The 22,038-nt window shown below is 62.1% G+C and carries 19 protein-coding genes; 5 read left to right on the forward strand and 14 right to left on the reverse strand.

The window, feature by feature from the left end:
- Window positions 1-4 precede the first annotated feature (4 nt).
- The 11 genes from JM946_RS17860 to JM946_RS17910 all read right to left on the reverse strand — a co-directional run bounded on the left by JM946_RS17860 (window position 5) and on the right by JM946_RS17910 (window position 12,152).
- A complete protein-coding gene (locus JM946_RS17860; RefSeq protein WP_203168714.1) occupies window positions 5-2,098 on the reverse strand; it encodes a TonB-dependent receptor in 2,094 nt (697 codons plus the stop codon).
- Window positions 2,099-2,186: 88 nt separating this feature from the next.
- Window positions 2,187-2,456 carry a hypothetical protein gene (locus JM946_RS17865; RefSeq protein ID WP_203168715.1) on the reverse strand — a complete coding sequence of 90 codons (270 nt, stop codon included), beginning with the start codon at window positions 2,454-2,456 and terminating at the stop codon, window positions 2,187-2,189.
- A 209-nt stretch (window positions 2,457-2,665) separates the two neighbouring features.
- Complete coding sequence (locus tag JM946_RS17870) at window positions 2,666-3,439, reverse strand: MipA/OmpV family protein (RefSeq protein WP_203168716.1); 774 nt, start codon at window positions 3,437-3,439, stop codon at window positions 2,666-2,668.
- Window positions 3,440-3,528: 89 nt separating this feature from the next.
- Window positions 3,529-4,167, reverse strand: a complete 639-nt coding sequence (gene leuD, locus JM946_RS17875; protein WP_203168717.1) for a 3-isopropylmalate dehydratase small subunit — start codon at window positions 4,165-4,167, stop codon at window positions 3,529-3,531.
- The gene (leuC, locus tag JM946_RS17880) at window positions 4,157-5,572 is read right to left on the reverse strand and encodes a 3-isopropylmalate dehydratase large subunit (protein WP_203168718.1); all 1,416 of its coding nucleotides are present in this window, start codon (window positions 5,570-5,572) and stop codon (window positions 4,157-4,159) included. The genes leuD and leuC overlap by 11 nt, the downstream gene beginning before the upstream one ends.
- Before the next feature lie 14 nt (window positions 5,573-5,586).
- Window positions 5,587-6,363: a class II aldolase/adducin family protein gene (locus JM946_RS17885; RefSeq protein ID WP_203168719.1), complete on the reverse strand. Its 777-nt coding sequence runs from the start codon at window positions 6,361-6,363 to the stop codon at window positions 5,587-5,589.
- A gap of 8 nt (window positions 6,364-6,371) precedes the next feature.
- Complete coding sequence (locus JM946_RS17890; protein WP_203168720.1) at window positions 6,372-7,382, reverse strand: phosphoglycerate dehydrogenase; 1,011 nt, start codon at window positions 7,380-7,382, stop codon at window positions 6,372-6,374.
- Window positions 7,383-7,384: 2 nt separating this feature from the next.
- Window positions 7,385-7,696 (reverse strand): DUF4387 domain-containing protein, encoded by a 312-nt coding sequence (locus tag JM946_RS17895; RefSeq protein WP_203169228.1) that lies wholly within the window; start codon window positions 7,694-7,696, stop codon window positions 7,385-7,387.
- Window positions 7,696-9,093: an acyclic terpene utilization AtuA family protein gene (locus tag JM946_RS17900; protein WP_218042961.1), complete on the reverse strand. Its 1,398-nt coding sequence runs from the start codon at window positions 9,091-9,093 to the stop codon at window positions 7,696-7,698. Before JM946_RS17900 ends, JM946_RS17895 begins: the two co-directional genes overlap by 1 nt.
- The gene (locus JM946_RS17905) at window positions 9,093-11,240 is read right to left on the reverse strand and encodes a TonB-dependent receptor (protein ID WP_203168721.1); all 2,148 of its coding nucleotides are present in this window, start codon (window positions 11,238-11,240) and stop codon (window positions 9,093-9,095) included. Before JM946_RS17905 ends, JM946_RS17900 begins: the two co-directional genes overlap by 1 nt.
- 153 nt (window positions 11,241-11,393) lie before the next feature.
- Entirely contained in the window at window positions 11,394-12,152 is a 759-nt protein-coding gene (locus tag JM946_RS17910) for a GntR family transcriptional regulator (RefSeq protein ID WP_203168722.1), read from the reverse strand.
- A gap of 30 nt (window positions 12,153-12,182) precedes the next feature.
- Here JM946_RS17910 and JM946_RS17915 point away from each other — a divergent pair, with 30 nt between their 5' ends.
- From JM946_RS17915 to JM946_RS17925, 3 genes are read left to right on the forward strand one after another with little or no spacing between them, the layout of a single operon-like run.
- On the forward strand, window positions 12,183-13,535 hold the full coding sequence (locus JM946_RS17915; protein WP_230979815.1) for a CitMHS family transporter: 1,353 nt from the start codon (window positions 12,183-12,185) through the stop codon (window positions 13,533-13,535).
- A gap of 7 nt (window positions 13,536-13,542) precedes the next feature.
- A complete protein-coding gene (locus JM946_RS17920; RefSeq protein ID WP_230979816.1) occupies window positions 13,543-14,625 on the forward strand; it encodes an AbrB family transcriptional regulator in 1,083 nt (360 codons plus the stop codon).
- A gap of 53 nt (window positions 14,626-14,678) precedes the next feature.
- A complete protein-coding gene (locus JM946_RS17925; RefSeq protein ID WP_203168724.1) occupies window positions 14,679-16,250 on the forward strand; it encodes a bifunctional aminoglycoside phosphotransferase/ATP-binding protein in 1,572 nt (523 codons plus the stop codon).
- A gap of 33 nt (window positions 16,251-16,283) precedes the next feature.
- On the opposite strand, the gene JM946_RS17930 is transcribed toward JM946_RS17925, so the two are convergent.
- Window positions 16,284-17,243: an SDR family oxidoreductase gene (locus JM946_RS17930; protein WP_203169231.1), complete on the reverse strand. Its 960-nt coding sequence runs from the start codon at window positions 17,241-17,243 to the stop codon at window positions 16,284-16,286.
- A 294-nt stretch (window positions 17,244-17,537) separates the two neighbouring features.
- Here JM946_RS17930 and JM946_RS17935 point away from each other — a divergent pair, with 294 nt between their 5' ends.
- Together JM946_RS17935 and JM946_RS17940 are read left to right on the forward strand one after the other, a co-directional pair.
- Entirely contained in the window at window positions 17,538-18,578 is a 1,041-nt protein-coding gene (locus JM946_RS17935) for an SDR family oxidoreductase (protein WP_203168725.1), read from the forward strand.
- Window positions 18,579-18,627: 49 nt separating this feature from the next.
- Window positions 18,628-19,977 (forward strand): NTP/NDP exchange transporter, encoded by a 1,350-nt coding sequence (locus JM946_RS17940; protein ID WP_203168726.1) that lies wholly within the window; start codon window positions 18,628-18,630, stop codon window positions 19,975-19,977.
- Here JM946_RS17940 and JM946_RS17945 read toward each other — a convergent pair.
- Window positions 19,937-21,322 (reverse strand): ATP-binding protein, encoded by a 1,386-nt coding sequence (locus JM946_RS17945; RefSeq protein WP_203168727.1) that lies wholly within the window; start codon window positions 21,320-21,322, stop codon window positions 19,937-19,939. The genes JM946_RS17940 and JM946_RS17945 overlap by 41 nt on opposite strands.
- Window positions 21,319-21,996: a response regulator transcription factor gene (locus tag JM946_RS17950; protein WP_203168728.1), complete on the reverse strand. Its 678-nt coding sequence runs from the start codon at window positions 21,994-21,996 to the stop codon at window positions 21,319-21,321. The genes JM946_RS17945 and JM946_RS17950 overlap by 4 nt, the downstream gene beginning before the upstream one ends.
- Window positions 21,997-22,038: the final 42 nt, after the last annotated feature.

Below are 22,038 nucleotides of genomic sequence, written 5' to 3' on the forward strand. Positions count from 1 at the left end.
GAGCTCAGAAACGCAGGGTATAACCAAGCGTCGCGCGACGACCTTCGGAAAGGTAGTAGAAGAAGTCGCCGCTCGCCTGGTTGGTGACGTTGACATACTCCTCGTTCAGCAGATTGGAGATACCCAGCGCCAGACGCCCGCGGCCCAACGGGTAGCTGCTGGTGAAATCCACCAACGTATATGAGTCGGTGTTGAGGAAGCCTTGCGCTTGCTCGGCAGCATCGTATTCGTCCATCTCATGGATGTAGCTGACCTGCACGCGATTCTGCCAATCGACGAATGGCCGAAACTCTACGTAGCCCGTGATCCGCAACGGCGAAAGCGTGTCGGCGCCGAATGCAACGGCGGGCGCGCCCGGCTCCTTCGCTTCGCCTTCCTGATAGGTGAGCAGCGAACCGACCGTCACATCATCGCGGACGCGCCAGTCGAAGGTGAGCTCGGCGCCATACAGTTCGCGCTCGAGGCGTAGTGGAATCAGTGGGCACAGCGGCTGTCCGACGCAGCTCGGGTCGGCCTGCAGATCGGCGGCCTTGTCCGAAGTCGAGTAGAACGCCGCCGCAGAAAACGCCACTGCGCCGAGGTTGCCGCGCACTCCTATTTCATACTGGTCCGACGCGTCCGCCTCGAGATTGATGATCGCCGGATCGGACGCGCCTCGAGCGGCTCGACCGAACTCGGAGATCTCGGCGCCCTGGCTGAAACCGCCGTAGACTTGCAGGGTTTGGGTCAGGTTGTAGATCGCGCCCACGTTGAACAGGGTGAGATCGAAGTCCGGCGTCTCACCTGGTGTCGCGACTCGCGGCAGCGTTGGATCGTACCCGCGGTCGCCCACTTCGCCCGAGAAGCGCTCGTGGCGCACACCAGCGGTGAACTGCCACCGTCCTACCTGCCAGCGCGGCTGAGCAAACGCGGCGTATTGATCCAATATGACTTCCGGCGACACATAACCGATCACGGCGCCACTGGCTGGATCGACCTGCGGTCGGTAATAGCTCTGCCGCAGCAGGTCGACTCCATAGACCAGTTCGAGATCGCCTTGGGACAGCTTGAACGTGCGATTCAGCGCCGACCGGAACCCGAGTCGCTCGTTGTCGGCGTCGCTGTCGAAGTAGAAGACTTCACCCTCGAAATACTCCGCGGAGCGCTGGATCAACTCTTCGTCGTGATAGTAGACGGAAAGGTCGAGCGCATGCCCGAGAATCTCGGGATGGGTGTAACCCAAGGTCACGACAGCTTGCGTCGTTTCGGCTTGTTCTTCGTAGGGATTGCCGGGCTCGGGAACGAAGACCCGCTGCGCAAAGCGCGCTCCGGAAAGTTGGCTACCGTCCGTGGAATACACATCGTCCGGATCCTGCTTGAAAAATAACGCCGTGAACTTCAGCTCGCCGTCCTGAAGCCTGGTCGCGAGCGACGCATGCGCCGAGACTTCATCGAATGTCGTTCCGGGCACGACGGTTCCATTCGGGTCGCGGCGTACGCCATAGCGGTTGTAGGCGACGCCCGCGTAGTAATCCCACGCTTCCAGGCTTTGCCCCATCCCGGCGTAGACGTTGTATTCGTGCGAAGCCTCACGCTCGTGTGGATTGAAACTCCACTGGCCGACGACATCGGCTTCGATTTCGTTCGAGCGCGCCTCGCGCGTGATCAGGTTGATTACACCGCCTGGCGCGCCAGCGCCATAGAGCGCAGTCGAGCCTCTCACGACTTCGATGCGCTCGACGGCGTGCGGGCTCAAGCCGAACAAACTGCCGCATGTGGAGCGGCGAAGGTTGTCGTTGGTCGGCACTCCGTTGATCAGGAACTGCGCCGCACGCCCTCGGATATTCATACGGCAGCCATTTCTGAATTCACCCTGACTCACCGTGAGCCCCGGGACGGCGACATCCAGAACCGACAGAACGTTGGTATCGAGCGCTAGCTGCTCACGGATCCGCCGCTCATCGACGACGGATACAGAAGCTGCGATCTCGGAGATCTCGGCGGGCGCGCGACTGCCCGTGACGACCACTGTCTCCAACGAGGACTCGGTGACTGTCTCTTGGGCGAACGCCGCGCCGCAGACGAACGGCAAGCAGGCCAGGGCCAGTTTCTTGTTCATATCGATGAGAACCGCATGTGCAGCTGCATTGCGAATAGTTCTCATTATCCAGGGCGCGTCGAAGCCGGTCAATCACCGAACTGCTGAGTCAAGCCGCGGTGACGGCAACGCCGAGGTTGGTGGCCGGACGTTGGAAGGTCAGCGTCACCGATCCGGCGCGCAGCGCGAACTCGTAACGTAGCGGTACATTCGATTCGAGCGGCGCTGGGTGGGACAACGATTTGCGATAGCGACCGCGAAAGATCACCATCGACACCGGCAACTGATAAGTGTTCTTGTTTGTCGTTGCGATCCCCGGGAAAAGAATATGGACTCGCCGGTGTCGCCGTCCATCCACCTGCAAAGACCTCGCGGCCATGTTTATACGTTGATACTCAAGGACTTGTCGCCGCTCGGGCGCAAGAATCCGCACGTCCCGCGGCACAAATGTGCAGAAACCCGCAGGCCTCTGAAGAAAAAAGATAGGATCGGCGCAGGCCGGATCTTCAGGCTCCGATGCCCGCCGCCGAGCGAACAAAGGCGGCGGGTCTAGACGGACGCTTATTTCATCGGCGTCCGTCACATCGACTAGAACGCGCGCAGCACTCCGATGAAAACTCCCATCGACTGCCCCGAGTCCAGCAACGGGCTGTCTTCGACTTTGCTCGGCAGGGCGCGGTATTTGATATCGCCGAGCATCAACCATCGATCGGCGAAAGCGTAGCTTAGATCGAGCCCGACCTCGGGAATCACAACGGAGCCGGGGCGGTAATTGGTGACGCCGCGCGCGACTTCTTCATCCAGGATGCCGTAGTAATAATCGGCGCGGTCGGCGGACTGCCATCTCGCGCCCGCACCGGGCGTCAATTGCAGCCGTTCACTGAGCGCGATGGGATAGCCGTAGCTCACGCCCGCCTCGTAGCCTCCGCTCGCGTCGAGTACGTCGGCGCGCGCCTGAAAATTCAGCTCGCCGTAGCGTCCGGAAAACTTCATATCGAAGCCAACATCGACGCTGTCCTTGCGGTCTTCGAGCAGCGCTCGATCGATGCCATTGCGGGCGAGCTCTGGCACGCCCAGATCTTCGACGTCGATGCCATCGAAATTGCCCTCGGCGACCAGGTCGATCTCCAGTGCACTGGTATCCAGCAAATGAACGCCGGCAGTGATCCCCTGAAAAAACAAACGATTGCTATCGTAGGTGAGCAAAGGGATCGGCAGATAACGAGCTTCTCGCCCGGCGTATGGATTGTCACTGACGACGGCGCCCAGGCCCAGGCCCCATCGCGACGACTTTTCATCGGCCGACGCACTGAACGCGCCGAGCGCGGCAACCACCGCGACATACGGTATGGAATATTTCAAGCAGACATCCTCGGATGGAGTGACTAACGAGGGACGAATTCGCCCTTGCGTTAGACGCGGCTGCGGAATATTTCAATCGCGCCGTGAGCTCAACTCTTCCGAGCGCGAACCACCGCGCCGATGGATTGCAACCAAGGCTGTCGATCCCAATGCTTGCGCTCGAACTCGGCGATGGCCGCGGCGTGAACGAGCGAAGCGCCGATCAAGTCCTGCCCTTCAAGAAACATTGCCCGGTGACGAGCAGACATCGTGAACTTCACATCGTGAGTTCGGCTGCGCACCTGCAAATGGTCGACATCGATCTCGATGCGATTGCTCGCCGGTTGCTCCACATCGCGCGTGAAGCGATCGACGTCGGCCTGAGAGACGGCAACGAGCAACAACGCGTTGTTCATGGCGTTGGAGTGAAATATCTCGCCGAAGCTCGGCGCAATCACCGCGCGGATTCCGAACTGAAGCAAGCCCCACACCGCATGCTCGCGGCTCGAGCCGCAGCCGAAATTTTCCCCGGCTACAAGGATCCGACAGTCGGCGTACTCGGCGCGATTCAGGATGAAATCGTAACGCGGCCGGCCCTCGCCATCGAAGCGCAAATCGTAAAGGACACCTCGATCGAGCCCGGCCTTGTCGATGCCCCGCAAGAACTGCTTGGGCATGATCTGGTCGGTATCCAGATTGGCGATGGGCAATGCGGCCGCGACGCCGGCAATCGTATGCTTACCGCTCATCGGCCCGCTCCAAACGGCGCACATCGGTGATGCATCCAGCAACCGCCGCGGCGGCGGCCATTGCCGGACTCATCAAATGAGTGCGACCCGCGCGCCCCTGACGACCTTCGAAATTGCGATTGGTGGTCGATGCACACCGCTCGCCCGGTCGGAGCACGTCATCATTCATGGCCAGACACATGGAACATCCCGGTTGCCGCCATTCGAATCCCGCAGCGATGAGCTCCGCAGCGATGCCTTCCGCCTCTGCCTGATCGCGCACCGCGCCGGAGCCCGGAACGACCATGGCGCGTACCCGTGGATCGACCTTGCGACCGCGGGCGACCTTCGCGACTTCGCGCAGATCCTCGATGCGCGCATTGGTGCAGGAGCCGATGAACACGCGATCAATCGCCAGCCCTTGGAGCGATGCGCCCGGCTCCAGACCGATGTAACGAAGCGCCCTGATCGCCGCGTCCCGCTGCTGCGGCGTCACTGCTGCCGCCGGATCGGGGACGCGCTCGTCGATACGGATTGACTGATCGGGACTGGTGCCCCAGGTCACGCGCGGGCTGACCTCGCTCGCGTCGAAGTGATGTTCAGCATCGAAACGCGCATCTGGGTCGGAGCACAGATCTCGCCATAGTTCGACCGCGCGCGGCAGATGCCGCTTCAAGTCCACCGCGCGGGTCGAAACATAGTCGAGCGTCTTGTCGTCCGGGGCGATCAATGCGCTACGCGCGCCCGCCTCCACCGCCATGTTACAAATGGTCATGCGCGCTTCGACGGACAAGGCGGCGACGGCTTCACCGGTGAACTCCACGACATAGCCTCGCGCCCCTTGCGCGCCAATGCTTGCAATGATGTGCAGCACCTGGTCCTTGGCGGTGCAGCCCACGCTCAACCGCCCATCCACCCGAATGCGCATGTTCTTCGCCACCCGATGAACCAGCGTTTGCGTGGCCAGCACGTGCTCCACTTCGGAGGTGCCGATGCCGAAGCCCAGGGCGCCGAACGCACCATGCGTCGTGGTGTGACTATCGCCGCACAACACGACCATTCCAGGCCGGATCATCCCCAGTTCCGGTGCGATGACGTGTTCGATGCCTTGCAATGGATCGTTGGTATCGAACAGCGCAATCCCATGGAGTTCGCAGTTGCGCGCAAGATTGCTCGCCTGTAACGCCGATGCCTCGTCCAGAATGACTCGCTGTTTGAGTGGATGCGTCGGGATGATGTGATCGACCACGGCGACGTTCTGCCAGGGCCTGCGCACCGGCGCACCTCGTTCCCTCAGCCCGGCGAAAGCTTGCGGGCTGGTGTATTCGTTCATGATGTGCAGGTCCGCGTACAGCAGGACATGCTCCTCATCGAGGCGCAGCACGCAATGGCTGTCGACCAGCTTCTGGTAAAGTGTTCGTGACATGGGATAGTGGCAGCTCAAGTCGCGTAAGAGCTATCGAGCCTGTCGAGCATTCTGAGCAGTCCCGGCCATACCAATTTGCCACCGAGCGAATGGGTCGCAGCTGCCGCCTGCGCCCGTGCGCCAGCGATCATCTGCTGAGGGATGAACGACAAACCGGCGCCGCCTGACTGCGCACGCACCTGGATGTTGCAGGCGGCTTCGAAGATGTACATCGCGAGAAACGCATCCGCGATGCTCGGCCCCACGGTCAACAGGCCATGATTGCGTAACATGAGGAAAGTTTTGGTGCCCAGGTCGGCGGTCAATCGCGGCTTTTCTTCCTCATTGAGCGCCACGCCCTCGTAGTCGTGATAGCCCAGGCTTGCCAGCACAAACATCGACTGCTGCGATATCGGCAGGACACCATCGCGCTGCGCCGACACGGCAACGCCATTCAGACTGTGGACGTGCAACACACATTGCGCATCGTGGCGCGCCGAATGCACGGCGGAGTGAATGACGAACCCCGCCGGGTTCACGGGGAATGGCGAATCGTCGAGCTTCTCGCCGGCGACGCCAATCTTTACCAGCGAGGACGCGGTCACCTCCTCGAACATCAAGCCATACGGATTGATGAGGAACTGATCCTGCACGCCAGGCACACGCGCCGTGATATGCGTAAACACCAGATCACTCCAGCCGAAATGTGCGACGAGTCGATAGCAGGCAGCCAGATCGACGCGCGTTTGCCATTCTTCCGCCGAGACGCGGTGCTGGATGCTCGGAATCGAGAGTGTGTTGAGGGTGCTCATGAACTCGCTCACAGGGCCACTGCGGATCGAACCTCGCGGCCGTCCGCAACGATGCATTCGGAAGGTGGATTCATGCCGTTCAGCACAGCGACCACGCATCGGGCCGCAATCATGTTGGTCCGATCGAGACCTTCTCGCGTGGAGGCGCCGGAATGGGGCTGAGCGATCACGTTCGGCATGGAGGCCAGCTCCTGGGTCACATGCTGATAGCTCGGATCGGACTCGCTCATGAATACGTCGAGCCCGGCGCCCGCCAGCTCCTTGTTCTCGAGCGCATGTAGAAGATCACGATCTTCGACCAGTCCGCCGCGCGCCGTGTTGATGACGAACGCCGTCGGCTTCATCAAGCGGATGGTTTCTTGCCGGATCAGAAACCGGGTCTGCGGCGTCAGCGGTGCGTGCAACGTGACGTAGTCGCTCTGGGCCAAAATGGTATCGAGCGCCGCGTACTCGAAGCCGAGGCGTGCTGCGAGTTCGGCGTCCTGCCGGGGAGCGTGGACCAGGATCTTGCAATCGAAAGCCGCCAGACGCTTCACCACGGCGCGACCGATTCGCCCGAGACCGATCACTCCCACTGTCTTGCGATAAAGATCCGTGCCGAGCGGGATCGCCCACGAGCCTCGATTGATGCCTGCTTGCCCTTCGCGAAAGCGGCGACCAAGCGCCAACATCATGCCGATCGTCTGGTCGGCGACTGTGGCGTCGTTGCCGCCTGCAGCGATCGTAGCGACGCGCCCTAACTCCCGAACCGCAGCGACGTCAACGCGCTCGTAGCCTACCCCACGCCGCGACACGATCTTCAGGTCCGGCAATGCCAGCAGCAGATCGCGCGTGACGCGAGCATGACCGACGATCCAGCCAGCCGCCCCTTGCAGCCATTCTCGAAGCACCGCTTCAGGCACCTCGCCATCCGCTTTGCCTGGCGGCAACTTGGCGATGGTCACATCGCAGTGGTTGGATCGCAGGTACTCCATGGAGGCTTCGTCAAAGAAGCGCTGTGTGACTATCACCTTGCGCATGGTCAGACATCCAGCTCGACGTCCAACAGGCGCACGTACTGCTGTCCGCAATGCATGTCGCGCTCGACTTCGCCGCCCTGGACGCTGGTCCGCGCGTACGAGATTTTCACCATGTGGAGCTTCGGCACGGGATATCTTCTGACCAGTCGCGGATCGGCGCCGTAGAGCCGCTGCATCAGCTCCGGCCCCAGGGCCGACGAGTCGGCATAGCGCCGATAGTTCTCCGGGCCATCGAAGAACAGATCGATGGTCACCCAGAAGGGGCCCGCGTTCTTGGAACGAACGTGCCGGCAAACCTGCTTGATCGTAGCCATCATGGGCGCTCCCGCAGGTCGAGCCACTCAGTGCGCACCAGTTCCAAGGGATCCTCCACCTCGATCACATGATTCAATTTGAATTCGTACACCGGCCCGCGCTCGATATCCGCCGGCGAGAACGCGAAGGCGTGACTCGGCAGCTCCTTGTCGAGATCGAGCGGGAAATGGAAAAAGTATGGATTGCACGCTTTGGCGATCTGTGTCGCCATCTCTTGCGTATCGGCGGTCGCGACGAACAGCACACCGATTTCACGCGGCGCCGGCGTTCCTGGTGGCGGCTTGTCGCCCGACACCGCGTTCCACCCATACATGCGCAATGAGATATGAAAATCGCCTGCCGCCGGACCGATGGTCTTGCGCGTGCGCTCATACAACGCCGCCAGCATCTTGTCGTGGAATTCCTCGACGCGCGCCAGGATGTCTGGATCCTGGATGCCGATCAGCATGAGCGTTTGATATCGCCCTCGCCCTGCTCCTTCGAGCTTCATGGTATAGGGCTGCGGCCGCCATACCGAGCCAGTGACTCGCACGCGGCGCGGATCCAACGCGGTGTAGTCAGCCTCGGTCACATCGAGCACCCCACCCGGCTCGGCCAGCAGGAATGGATTGCTGTTCTCGTACAGCATGTGCGCCGACACGCTGTGCGGATTGCAGTGATTGGCCGGCGCCAGTGTCTGCACTTCAAAGCCATCCGCGTCGATGCTGATGAGAACGCCTGCCGCCGCTGTGGGATTCGTGGTGCATTGAGCGCCACATTCAGCGACCTTGGCGGCGTGCCAGGACGCGCCGGCCGGCGCTCCTTTCATCAGCGCATAGCATGAGAGCACAGCCGTGTCCGTCGTGCGTCCGCCGAGAACGATATCGGCGCCAGCTTCCAGCGCCGCGATGTAAGGCTCTGGTCCCATCACGGCGACGATGTGATCGCAAGAATCGATCGTGGCGTCGTCCAATGCACCGAGCGGGGGCAGTGCGCGAATCTTCCCTGCCGCGTTCCTCGCCTTGAGCGTCTCCTTGCTTTGCTCGCTATAGAGCACGGCAATGCGCGGCCTCAGACCCAGCTCGGCAGCAACCTCAAGTGCGATCGCCTTGGTCCAATCGACGTTCGCATCGCCGCCGGCCTGACCGCAGCTGCCGACGATCAGCGGAATGCGCGCTTTCGCTGCCGCTTTCATCAACAGCGTGAGGTCTCGCTTGACCGAACCTCTGTTGTTCTTCGAGATGCCCAGTGCAAGGTACGCCGCTCCGCTGTCGGTCGACCCCGCATCGGTAGCGATAGCGTGTGCGCCTCGTGCAATCGCCTCTTCGATCTCCTCTTCGCGCGCGCCTGCGCCGAGCGATCCGGTGGGGACGAATATACGGATGGGTCCGTCAATTCTTGTTATTTCGGTTGGCATCAATAGTTCCAGGAGAAAGTGGCACCGTAAGTTCGCGGCGGGTTGTACGCGCCGAAGTTCGCGCCCAGGAAGGTGCCTTGAAAAGTGCGCGTGAGCTCATCGGTCAGGTTCTTGCCCCAGAACGACACGGACCATCGTTCATCCACGCTGGTGTAGATGACGCGAGCGTCGACGAAGTGCGTGGGCTCGCGGAATTCCGGTCCGGTGTTGGAGTTGTCGTCGAAGATCTTGCTCTCGTGGCTGTAATCGGCCGCGAAGCTCACGGTCGCACCGTGCGGCAGCAACCATTCATACGACGGCGACACCACCACCTTGTGCTCCGGCGTCCGCGATATTCGATTGCCGGCGTAATCCACGCCCGGCTCGGGACTGAACACATCGAAGGTCGCGTCGGTGTAGGCGTAGCTCACCGTCAGGCGCGCGCCGGCGAAAGCTCGCCAGCTCACATAGGTTTCGAATCCCTGAATGGTGGCCTCGCCCGCGTTGTCGGTCACGATGGCGAGGTTGTCGAGCACACGGCGCGTCTGCAGATCGGTGTAGTCGAGCAGGAACAGCGTGTTGTTCCAAACCAGCGCGCCGTCGGCGAACGTGCTCTTTTGCCCGATTTCGTATTGCGTGGCGTACTCTGGTGCGAAGTCGTCGGCCGCATCCGCTGCCGACGACGGCGTATCCTGGAACCCGCCGCTCTTGAAGCCGCGAGAAACCATGAAGTAGAGCAGATGGTCGTCGGCCAGGTTGAACGACGCGCCAACCCGATAGGTCATGGCATCGTAGCTTCGTTCGACGGTCACGTCGAAGCGCTCATCGGCGCGCACGATGGCGGCGCCGGCGGTGTTCGATACACGGTAGAGCTTCTCGTCGCGCGAGTAGCGCACGCCGCCCGTGACAGAGAGCCTGTCGGTCAGCGGCCAGGTCACATCGCCGAACGCCGCGTAGCTGTCGAGCGTTGCGTGTTGCGTATAGATCTCGTCGAGCGCATCGCCCGCGATGTTCAGCGCCAGCACATCCAGCCGATCGGTGTCGCTGCCAAAATTATAAAGTCCCGCGACCCACGCGACGCGGGCGCTGGGTAACGAGCTCATCCGGAGCTCGTTGCTGTAGAAATGACTTTTCTCTTCGTTCGTGCCGGCAATGTCGATGAGGTTGGTGGCGGCATTGCCGCCGTCGAAGTCGTAGCCTGTGCTGTAATCGAGATCGCGGTGGGAACCCAGATACGTCAGGGTGGCGAACGGGACATCCCAGTCGACTTGCACGCGTGCGCCCCAGGTGTCTCGATCCTGATAGCCATCGGTCGCTCCCGCGGTATGTTTCCGGTCGCGATCCACCGTCCAGAACACCGCCTCATCGGCGCCGTCATCTAAGTCGAGCACGTGCTGTGCAGGGCCCGCGGCACGATCGCGGGTGCCGTCGACCGCCAATGACAAGCGGAGGTTGTCCGTCGGTTGTCCAGCGAGTTGCAGGCGAGCGCTCGAAGTGTCCTGATCCTCGACCCGGTTGCCGGTGAATGTATTGCGCACGTAACCGTCGTGAGTGCGCCAGCTGCCGCTCGCTCGAATGGCAGCTTTGCCATCGGCCAACGGTGAGTTCACGAACGCCGCGCCGTCGAGTCTTCGGTAATTGCCGACGGTCACTTCGGCGCCGGCGTCGAAAGCCGATGGATCCGCGCGACGACTCAGCACATTGATGGCGCCGCCGACGACGTTGCGGCCATAGAGCGTTCCCTGCGGCCCTTTCAGAACTTCGATGCGCTCTACGTCGAACGCATCGAACGCCACCGCGGCAGGTCGGCCGAGATAGACTTCGTCGAGAAAAACGGCAGCGCTCGGATCACCCGCCGCACCTCGATCGGACGAGCCGATGCCACGAATGAAAACTCTGGGTTGCGAGGCTGGGTAGGCGTCGAAGCTCAGACCCGGCGTGCGAATCGCGACATCGCCGATCTGTTGCACGCGAGCGTGTTGAACCTGCTCCGCGTCCAACACGGTGACGGTGATCGGAACATCTTGCAGCCGCTCGCCGCGCCGCTGCGCGGTGACCAGCACCTCCTCCAACTCCGGCTGCGCCGACTGGGCTCGACCCGGACTCGCCGTGGACATCAATGCACCCGCCACTCCGCACACCAACCACTGTCGGCTGCTCGCACTCATGTTGCCCCCCGAAAGTCATTGTTCTGGCCCCGCCGTGAACAGCAGGTGGGAGCACGATAGGCGCGCGGGATGCAATCTGTCAACGTTTTGGATGCAAAACTAGTTCTCTTTGGATTTTCTTATTGACACTTTTGCATCCACCCAAGATGATACTCAGCGCAAGGTGGCTGCCGCGTGCAGGCGCGTCTTGGTGGTCAGGACGTGCTCGGACATCAGCCGGCCCGCCTCGTTGCCGTCTCCGGCTCGAATCGCCTGCACGATTTTTTCGTGATGCAGCTGCGACTCGCGGATGTGCTCGGGGACGGTCGCGGGCAATTGTCGAAGACGGTGCGGCACATGAGCGGCAACACTGGGAGAGATCCGCGCCACATCGCCCAACAGCGGATATATAAGAGTCATCCGGATGGTGTTTCTCAGCACGGCATTGTGGGCGGCATGGTGAATCGAGCGATGAAACGTTCGATTGATCTCGTACCACTGCCGCTCGATGCTCTCGGACCACTCGCCCTGCTCGACGATGGCACCCGACTGCTGCACCAGGGCTTCGAGCCTCCCCAGATCCTCCTCGCTCCAGCCTCGCTCCACCGACTGTTGACACGCCAGCGCCTCGAGCGTGGCGCGCACGTCGATCGAATCGAAAATGTCACGAATGGTGACAGGCCGAACGGTGTAGCCGCGGTTGACGCTGTAGTTCACCAATCCTTCCGCGGACAGCAAGGCCAGCGCACTGCGTATCGGTGTTCTGGAAACCTCGAGTTGTTCGGCCAGCGCCTCGGCACGCAAACGTGTTTCCGGCGCGATCTGTCCGGTGACGATCAGCTCGCGCAGCTTGGACAGCACCGTGTGCGTCGTCATCTCGGCGTGCTGAGGATCGGCCAACGCCTCCGCGCCTTCGTTCGTCTGCCCCACCATCGCTGCTGCATCCTCCAGGAAAATTAGAACTTGAACGCCGACATCCTGCTGAACCCGGCCGTGCTCGGCACGGCGATGGTCGTCACCTTCATGACGCTCATCATGACCAAGAAGATGTCCGCCGTCGCGGCGCTGATCGCCGTGCCGATCGGTTTTGGCCTGATTGCCGGGGCCGGCCCCGGGCTCGGCGACATGATGTTGGAGGGCGTGCTGCAGGTGACGCCCACCGCGTTGATGCTCTGCTTCGCCGTGCTGTACTTCGCCATTGTAATGGACGCCGGGCTGTTTGATCCGCTGGTGCGAAAAGTCCTGGCGACTGTCGGGGAAGATCCAGTGCGGATCAGTATCGGCACAGCGGTGCTCGCCACGGTGGTTTCGCTCGACGGCGACGGCACGACCACCGCGCTGATCGTGATCACAGCCTTCCTGCCGGTGTATCGGAGAATCGGCATGAATCCGCTGATTCTTGGCACGCTGCTGGCCGTAAGCAATGCAGTCATGAACCTGGTGCCATGGGGCGGCCCGGCGGCTCGCGCCGCGACCGCGGTGCATGCCGACCTTCACGATATATTTCTGCCACTGCTGCCCGCGATGGCGATCGCGTTATCGGCGGTGCTCCTCATGGCCTGGCACTTCGGCGTGTCTGAAAGGCGCCGGCTCGCCGGTTCGGTTGCAGTCGCAGCCGGGGGTTCATCTCCTTCGACGACTCCGGAGCTGCAGCAGGATTCGAGCGCGCGCCGCCCGCACCTGTTCTGGCCCAACCTGATACTCACATTGGCGCTGGTGCTTGGCATGCTCCTGAGCCTCGCGCCGCTGCCCGTGTTGATGATGGGCTCGTTCGCCATTGCGCTGACGATGAACTATCCGCGGCTCAGCCAGCAGAAGGAGCGGCTCGCATCGCACGCCGAAAACGTCGTCAACATCGTGGTGCTGATCTTCGCGGCCGGCGCGTTCACCGGCATCTTGAACGGCACCGGCATGACGGATGCGATGGCCAAGGCTGCGCTTTCGATCGTGCCGGCCAGCATCGGTCCGCTGCTGGCGCCGATCACTGCCCTCGTCAGCATGCCGCTGACCTTTGTGATGTCCAACGACGCCTACTATTTCGGGATTCTGCCGGTCGTCGCGCAAACCGCCGCTGCTTACGGCATCTCGCCGGAAGCGATTGCACGCGCTTCGTTACTCGGCCAACCCGTGCACACGCTGAGTCCGTTGCTGGCGCCGATCTATCTGGTATGTGGATTGCTCAAGGTCGATGTGGCCGACGCGCAGCGGTTTTCATTGAAGTGGGCGGTCCTCACCAGCCTGGTTCTGACCGGCTCGGCACTGCTGACCGGTGCGATCCCGCTGTCGAGCGCTGGCGTCGCCGCGCCGATCAAGTGACACGCTGTTGAACAGCCGTTTGCGTTCGAGCGTTCAGTGGTTGTCACTGATCGTGCTGACCGTTGCGCTGGTCACCGCGCTCGATGCGGTTCATGTGCCCGCGGCTCTGCTGCTTGGACCGATGCTTGCTTCCATCGTGTTCGCGGTGAGCGGATCGAATATACGACTGCCACGTGGTTTCACCATCGGCGCGCAGGCCATCCTCGGTTGTCTCATCGCGCAAGCCATCGACGCTCAGCTCATGGCGATCATCGGCGCGCATTGGATGATCCTGGTGGGATTCAGTCTCGCCACCCTGGTGCTCGCGGCCGCCCTGGGATGGTGGATCACGCGTGCGGGTTGGCTGCCGGGGACTGTTGCCATCTGGGGATTGTCTCCCGGGGCGGCGTCGTCGATGGTGCTGCTGGCCGATGATTTCGGGGCCGACCGGCGCGTGGTGGCCCTCATGCAATACTCTCGTATCGCGCTGGTGGCTTTGGCCGCGATCCTGGTCGCAAAGTCGATCGGACATCCGAGTCTCCCGCCGCCTCACGAGATGTCCAACGCAGCGACGTCACAATGGCTGACACTGCCTCCGGCGGTATCGCTGTTCGCGACGACAGCGCTCGCCGCAATGGGTGTGGCGCTGTCGATATTCCTTCGGAAAGCCGCCCTGGCGCTATTCATTCCCGCTTTCGCGGGCGCCGCCCTTCAGGCGGCAGGATGGATCCACCTCAGCACTCCCCCGCTGCTCGCCGCCCTGGCGTTCGGCGCCGTGGGCATGTACGTCGGTTTGAGCTTCAATCGCGAGATGTTGATTCACTCGCTGTCGGCCCTGCCCAAGATGTTCGTGGCAGTCGTTACGATGATCGTTCTGTGCGGCCTGCTGTCACTTGCGTTCTGCAAGCTCTTGCCTGGCGCCGACCCGTTGACGGCCTACCTCGCATTGAGCCCCGGAGGCATCGACGCCGCGGTGATCATCGCGACCAGCACCAACGTGTCACTGCCGTTGATTCTGGCATCCCAATTCGTCCGTCTGCTGATCGTCATTGCCGGCGCACCCGCGCTGGCGAAGTGGCTGGCGCGTCGGATGGAACACCGGCACCCCTGATCGCGTCATTTGCAAGCGAGGCTGCCCCGTCTGTCAGCATGCAAGAGGATGTCATGAGCGATATCGGCGAGCCCGGCTCGAACCCGCCATTTCGGGTCGAAGAACTGATGGTTGCCTCGGCGTTTGCCCACGAGGTGAGCGAGCTGCGCCTGGTGGAAACCCATATTTCATGGGTGGTGCTCACCGGCTCGCACGCCTACAAGATCAAGAAACCGGTCAAGCTGAGCTTCATCGACACCTCCACGCTCGAGCGTCGGCGCCACTACTGCGATGAAGAAGTGCGACTGAACCGCCGCATGGCGCCCGAGCTCTACCTGGGCGTCGTGCCGATTACCCGCACCGATGGCCAGGTGCGTATGGATGGCACGGGCGCCGCGATCGAGTACGCAGTTTGTCTGAAGCAATTCGATGCAAACGAGGAGCTGCCGGCGTTGCTTGAACGCGGCGATGTGCAATTGTCAGAAATGCTTCAGCTCGGCGCAGCGCTGGCAGACTTTCACCTGCGAACGCCGGAGTTCTCCGGCACAAAGGCGATGGAGGCCACGCAGCGTCTGTATGACACCGTGCTCGAGAATCTGGAGCAACTGTTCGAATACACGGAGCAGAACCAGGCGACGCCGGAGCTGCGCTCGTTATGGGATTGGACGCGCAAGGCGATAGATGCGCACGAGGCGAGCTTCGAGCAGCGCGCCCGCGATCATCGCATCCGGGACTGCCATGGAGACCTGCATGCAGCGAACATTGTTCGCTTCGAGGGCCGGCTGGTGCCGTTCGACTGTATCGACTTCGATCCGCACTTGCGGCGTATCGATGTCATGAACGACCTTGCATTTCTGATGATGGATCTGCACACCCACCGCCGCGAGGACCTCGCAGCCGCACTGTTGAGCCGCTATCTGGAGATCACCGGCGACTACGAAGGCGTTCGCCTGCTGCTCTTCTATGCGGTGTATCGGGCATTGGTGCGGGCCAAGGTCGACGCGATCGCCGCTGCGCAATCGCCTCACCTGGTCGAACATCACACGGATCGCATGCGTCGCCGCGTGCGCACGGCAGTCGAGCTGACGCAGCGGCCGAAGCCCATGCTGGTGCTGATGCATGGCGTGTCCGGTTCCGGCAAGTCATGGTTGAGCGAACAGTTGGTTGCGCCTCTGCACGCGGTTCGCATCCGATCCGACGTGGAAAGACAGCGCCTGTTCGGCGCATCGCCGACCAAGGCTGGCATCAAACAAGGCAACTACACTCCCGAGATGAGCCATCGCGTCTACGGGCGATTGATGGAGTGCGCGGAAAGCTGCCTGCAAGGCGGCTTCAACGCAATCGTCGATGCCGCTTTTCTGGATCCCCGCGATCGGGAACTGTTCGTCTTGCTGGCCGACCGGATGCTCGTCACATGCGTCTTCGTCTCATGCCAGGCGGATACGACGACCTTGATGGATCGAGTCGCTGCCCGATCGGAACGTGGCGCCGATGCTTCGGAAGCCGATCAGTCCGTGCTGCGCGCACAACTGCGGGACTATGCGCCACTCGAGACAGCGGGAGCGCGAGTCATCACCGTGGATACTCGAGACGCCGACGCTGTTCCCAAAGTTCTCGATGCACTGCGCGGGCAGCCGTCTTCGTGACATTTATCCCACCCGCGAAATCGCAGTCGCGCATCAGCGCGAAACCGAAGGATAACGAGTCCCAGTGATCTCTTCGGTGATCGTCCAAAGTCGGGCGGCAGCAGCGGCATCCTTGGCCGCAGCGGGAACCGTCGCCATGCCGAGCGGCCCACGGATTTCCTGCTCGCCGGTGGGACCGTAGTACGATCCGCCTCGCGCTTCGGAAGAAGTAAGGGCATACAGCGTCGGCACTGCTCCCTGTGCTGCGGTCTGCATGTTCTTGCGATTGGCGGACCACTGCCGGCCCTGTTCACTGTCGAGTCCTGGGCCGCGCGCGACCAGTTCTGTCACCGCGATACCGGGATGGGCGGCCAGGCTCTGGATGCCCCAGCCTGCGGCATCGCTGCGCCGCTGCAGCTCGAATGCAAACATCAGGCATGCCAGCTTGGACTGGGCATAGGCGACATAGGGGTTGTACGCCTGCCTCGATTGAAGATCGTCGAAGTTGATGCTGCCGCGAGTAGCCGCGACGCTGGACAGAGTGACCACCCGAGGAGCAGCGCTCTTTCGCAACAGTGGCAACAGCTCCGCAGTCAGCACGAAATGCCCGGCGTAGTTCGTCGCGAACTGCATCTCGAGGCCGTCTGCGGACGTCCCACGCTGCGGCGGCGCCATGATGGCTGCGTTGTTGATCAGTCCATCGAGACGCGGCAGCGTTGCATTGAGGCGTTCGCTCAGTGCGCGAACCGAGGTGAGATCGGACAGATCGACACGTTCGAACTGCACCTGGGCGCCCGGCACCTCCTGTCTGATCCGGTCGATGGCTTCCTCACCTCGCTGTGAGTTACGCGCCGCGATAACAACCTGCGCGCCCGCAGCCGCAAGTGCCTTGGCGTCCTCAAATCCCATACCGCTGGTTCCGCCGGTGATCAGGATGATGCGCCCTTTCTGCGAAGGCATTTCGGCCACGCTCCAATCGGGTTTGGGCGAGCCCTGCGCGAGTGCGCCGGTCATGACGAAAGCGCCGGCCACCAGCGCGCCAAAAGCGGCGAAACGGCCTTTCTGTCCAGAACCTTTGGCACGCGTGTTTTCGATTCCAAGTACGTTGTTCATTCTGCTGTCCTCAATGTTGGTCGGAGATGCTCCCGTCACTGAGTCGCATTGTCGGGCGAGTGCGATTAATTTGAGTTTAAGGCGATCGCGCCCATCAGCGCGGCGCAGGTGTTTCATTCGAGCGGGTCGACTTAAACGAAGATTAATATCGTTTTCACACACTGCGGCCTCCCACAACTTCCGGCCGCACACATCATGCTTTCAAGCTACTTCCCTCGCCCCGACAAGTCACAAATCCGGCGGTGGCGAACCGTCCTTGCCTCGATTGGTTTACTGGTAATGAGTGCCTGCGCCTCGGTTGATTCGAGCGCGCCAAACCTGCCCAAACCCAATTGGGGCCTGGCCGATATGCCTTCTCAGAAGGGACGCATTTTCCTGGTTACCGGCGGGACTAGCGGCATCGGCTATGAAAGCGCCAAGGCGCTCGCGGCCGCAGGCGCGCAAGTCGTGATTGCGGCACGCAATCCGGAGCGGGGCGAAGAAACGATTGCAAGCATCCGGCAGGAAACGCCCAACGCACGAGTTCGATTCGAAGCGCTGGATCTGGGCGATCTCGCTTCGGTTCGCGCGCTGGGCGAACGCCTCAATGCATCTCTGCCCCGACTCGACGGATTGATCAACAACGCGGGCATCATGGAGCCACCCGAGCGCAGCATATCGGCGGAAGGTTTCGAGCTGCAGTTCGCCGTCAACTACCTGGGCCACTTCGCGCTGACCGCGGAGCTGCTGCCACTATTGCAAAAGGCCGATGCGCCTCGCGTGGTCACCTTGTCCAGCATCGCCGCCAGCCGCGGCACGCTTCACTTCGAGGATCTGCAATTCGAACAAGCCTACGATTCGCTCGACGCCTACAGCCAATCGAAGCTGGCCTGCCTGGTGTTCGCGCTCGAGCTGCAACGTCGCAGCGATGCCGCCGGTTGGGGGCTGCAGAGCATGGCGTCGCATCCGGGACTATCGCGCACCAACCTGCAGGCCCATCGCGGCTTTGTTCGCCGCAGCCTGCGAGTCTTCTTTCAGACAGCTGCGCAGGGCGCGTTGCCGACGCTGTATGCCGCTACAGCGGAGGATGCGAAAGGGGGTGAGTACTATGGGCCTACCGGCTTGATCGAAGCGCGTGGTCCGCTCGGCCTCGCCAAGGTGCCGCCCGCCGCGACCGACGCCGAGGCAGCGGCCCGTTTATGGTCAGTGAGCGAAGAGCTCAGCGGCACACGATTCCCAACGCGCCTCGCCAACTGAATAGCAACGCGCGCTTGTGCGTCGTGAATCACGCTGAGATCTGCTTTCCATGAATGCAACTACTGCACCCTGCTCGCGTCGACTGCGATTGCTGCAAGCACTCTTCAACCTTCGCCGGGAGGAAATCCGCCCGGCGCTAATTGCGGCCTTGTTCTTCTTTTGCGTCCTGACTGCGCTGATGTTGCTGAGACCTGCGCGCGATGCGTTGGGCATGGAGCGCGGTGTCGAAGGCATCCGTTGGCTGTTCATAGGCACTGCGGTGCTGACTCTGGCGGTGAACCCTTTGTTCGGGTGGCTTGTCAGCCGGCTGCAGCGACTGCAGTTCATCGCCGTGACCTACGGCTTCTTCGTGCTGAGCCTGTGCGGCTTCTGGGCGCTGCTGATGTTCGCACCTGGCGCGGTGGGCCAGCGCAGTGGGCAGGTGTTCTATGTTTGGTTCAGCGTCTTCAATCTTTTCGTGACCATGGTGTTCTGGGCGCTGCTCGCCGACCGCTTTAGCAGCGATCAAGGCAAGCGGTTGTTCCCGCTGATCTCCGTGGGGGGGACACTAGGTGCAATCTGCGGCCCCTGGCTTACGTCGCACCTGGCTGAGCCGTTGGGCACACCCAACCTGCTTCTGGTCGCGGGCGGATTCCTGCTGCTCGCCCTCGCCACTGCCCGCCTTCTGCTGCGTGCAGCATCAGAACAGACGACCGACATGCCCGCCGCCGTGGTTGTAACCCCAAGTGAGACCGGGGCCATTGGCGGCAGTGCCTGGGCGGGAATGCGCGCGGTGTTCCGGTCGCGCTATCTCACCGGCATCGCCGCTTACATCTTGCTGATGAGTGTGCTCGCGACCTTCATCTACTTCAGCCGCCTGCAGATGGTCGCAGCGGTGTCCGACAGCATGGATGCGCGCTCAGCGATTCTCGGCAACATCGACATGTGGACGCAGGTCGCGGTGCTGATCCTGCAACTTACTCTGACTGGAAAGATCATCGAGCGCTTCGGACTGGGCTTGGCACTGGCGATCCTGCCTGCGGTCACCGCGATCGGCTTCATCGGACTGGCGTTCTACGGTTCGTTCGTGGTGCTGATTCTGCTCGAGGCCACTAACCGCGCCGTGCAGCGTGGCCTCGCCCGGCCGGCGCGGGAGGCACTATTCACCGTGGTCAGCTGCGAAGAAAAGTACAAGGCCAAGGCCTTCGTCGATACCTTCGTGTATCGCGCCGGCGACGTCGCCGGCGCGCAGACCGAAGGTGCGCTCGGAAGGTTGGGGCTGGCCATGGGTGGACTGGTCAGCGTGGTCGTACCATTGGCGCTGGTCTGGGTGGCGCTGGGCATGTGGCTGGGACGCGCACAGAAGGTGCGCGATCACCTCATTCGCTCTGGAGCGCCTGGCTCGGAAAGCTCACCGTGACCGCGAAACCTCGGCCGGCGATGCCCTCTGAGATGTCGATCGCGGCTCCATGCAACTGCGCGGCGCGCGACACCAGCGACAAGCCGATGCCGCTGCCGCGATCGCTCGATCCGGCTACCCGGTAGAAGCGATCGAATATTCTCTCGCGCTCTTCAACCGGCACGCCGGGCCCGTCGTCGGCGACCTTGAAATGCACTTGCTCTGCGCCGCCAGCTGTCGCCGGCACGTTCCGGCAAGTGATTTCCACACGCCCACCCTGGCCCGCGTAACGAACCGCGTTGTCGATGAGATTGCGAATGAGGATGCCGAGCTCGTCGACATACCCTGCGATCGTGCATGGCTCGACTTGCAAGGACAGAGACTGATGCTTCTTGCTTGCCATGACCTCGAAATCGCGCGCAACCACGAGCACCAACTCGTGCAATCCCACTGATTGCGAGCCACCGGCATCGGGGCGCGCGTCAATGCGAGCGAGATCCAGCAACTGCTCGGACAAGCGGGCACTGCGTTTCACTGCCAGCATGAGCCTCTGCAGCGCCTCTCGCTCGCTGCGTCCATCCGGCGCATTCAGCGCCAGCTCAGCGTACGTGGTAAGAGCGGCCAGCGGCGTACGCAGCTCGTGAGCAGCGTCCGCTATGAAACGCCGCTCGCCTTCCAATGCGGTGCTGAGCTGAACCAGCAACTGGTTGAAAGAGTCCACCAGCGGTCGGATCTCGCGAGGCAGATCGGTGTTCGGCAAGGGATCGAGATCGAGCGGCTGGCGCGCCTGGATACTCGCTTGCACGCGCTCGACCGAACGCAGCGACAGGCAAATCACGAACCAGATCGCCACCGCCAACAGGAGGAACAGGATGGCTGCGATCAGCAGCGCGAACTGCATCCAACTGCGCGCTGTTGCATCCAACTCGCTCTGCGGCTTGCCGATCTGCACCTGGATCAGATTCTCCGCATCGGATAGCGCGAATACACGCCACTGTTCGCCATCGATCCGAACCACGGCGGGCCCGTCGCGAAAATCGGCTTTGAGCGGAGTGCGACCGATGAGCGGGGACCCCATCAACAGGCGACCATCTTTCTTCAACCAGATCTGAAAGGCCAGGCGAAGCTCGCGCGTCCACGGCTCGACGCCTTCGGGCACGCGAAAGCCTGGCGGCTGCGAGGCGAGATCCACGTCTCGCGGCAATGACAGGAGCATTTGTGTAGCCGTATAGCGCGAGGCTTCGTCCCACATCACCTCCTGATACCGCCTGGTTTGCAGCACCTGGCCGGCGAACCACGCGCCCCACATCAGCGAGATCACGATCAGAATCGTGATGAGCAGGCGCCCGTGCAGTGAAGAGATCATTCGAGCGCCTCTCCCACTCGATAGCCGTAGCCATGCACGGTGTTGATGAAGTCCTCGCCCAGCTTGCGGCGCAGCTGATGAATGTAGACCGCGATGGTGTTGCTCTCGATCGTGCCGTCGCCACCGTAGACGGCGTCCTCGAGCTGGCTGCGAGACAGAGCTCGGCCGCGACTCTCCATCAAGGTCAACAAAGTGCGGTACTCATGCGCGCTGAGCGCCACCGCCTCACCCGCACGTGTCACCAGTCGCTTGGCCGGATCCACCATGACGTCTCGATGCCTCAGCACCGGCGAAACGCGACCCTGGCAACGGCGCAGCACAGCCCGTAGCCGGGCGGCGAGCTCGTCCAGCTGGAAAGGTTTGACGATGTAGTCGTCGGCGCCCGCGTCGAGTCCACTGATGCGCTCGCTCAATTTGTCCCTTGCCGTGAGGATCAGCACTGGAGTGGTGTCATAGCGCGAGCGTACAAACTTCAGCAGCTCGAGTCCGTTGCCGCGCGGCAGCCCCAAATCCAGCAGGACGGCGCTGTAGCTGTGATCGATGAGCGCCAGACGAGCGCTCGCGGCATCCGCGAGCCAGTCGACACGCCAGGCCTGTTCCTTGAGGCCAGTGCGTACCGCGTCGGCCAACATCACATCGTCTTCAACCAACAAAATCCGGGCTGTGGGTTCCATGGCGACAACTTTGTCATGGCGCAATTAAAGCTTTCTTAAAAA

The organism is Steroidobacter gossypii (assembly GCF_016801985.1).
In the GTDB taxonomy this organism is placed as follows: Bacteria; Pseudomonadota; Gammaproteobacteria; order Steroidobacterales; family Steroidobacteraceae; genus Steroidobacter; species Steroidobacter gossypii.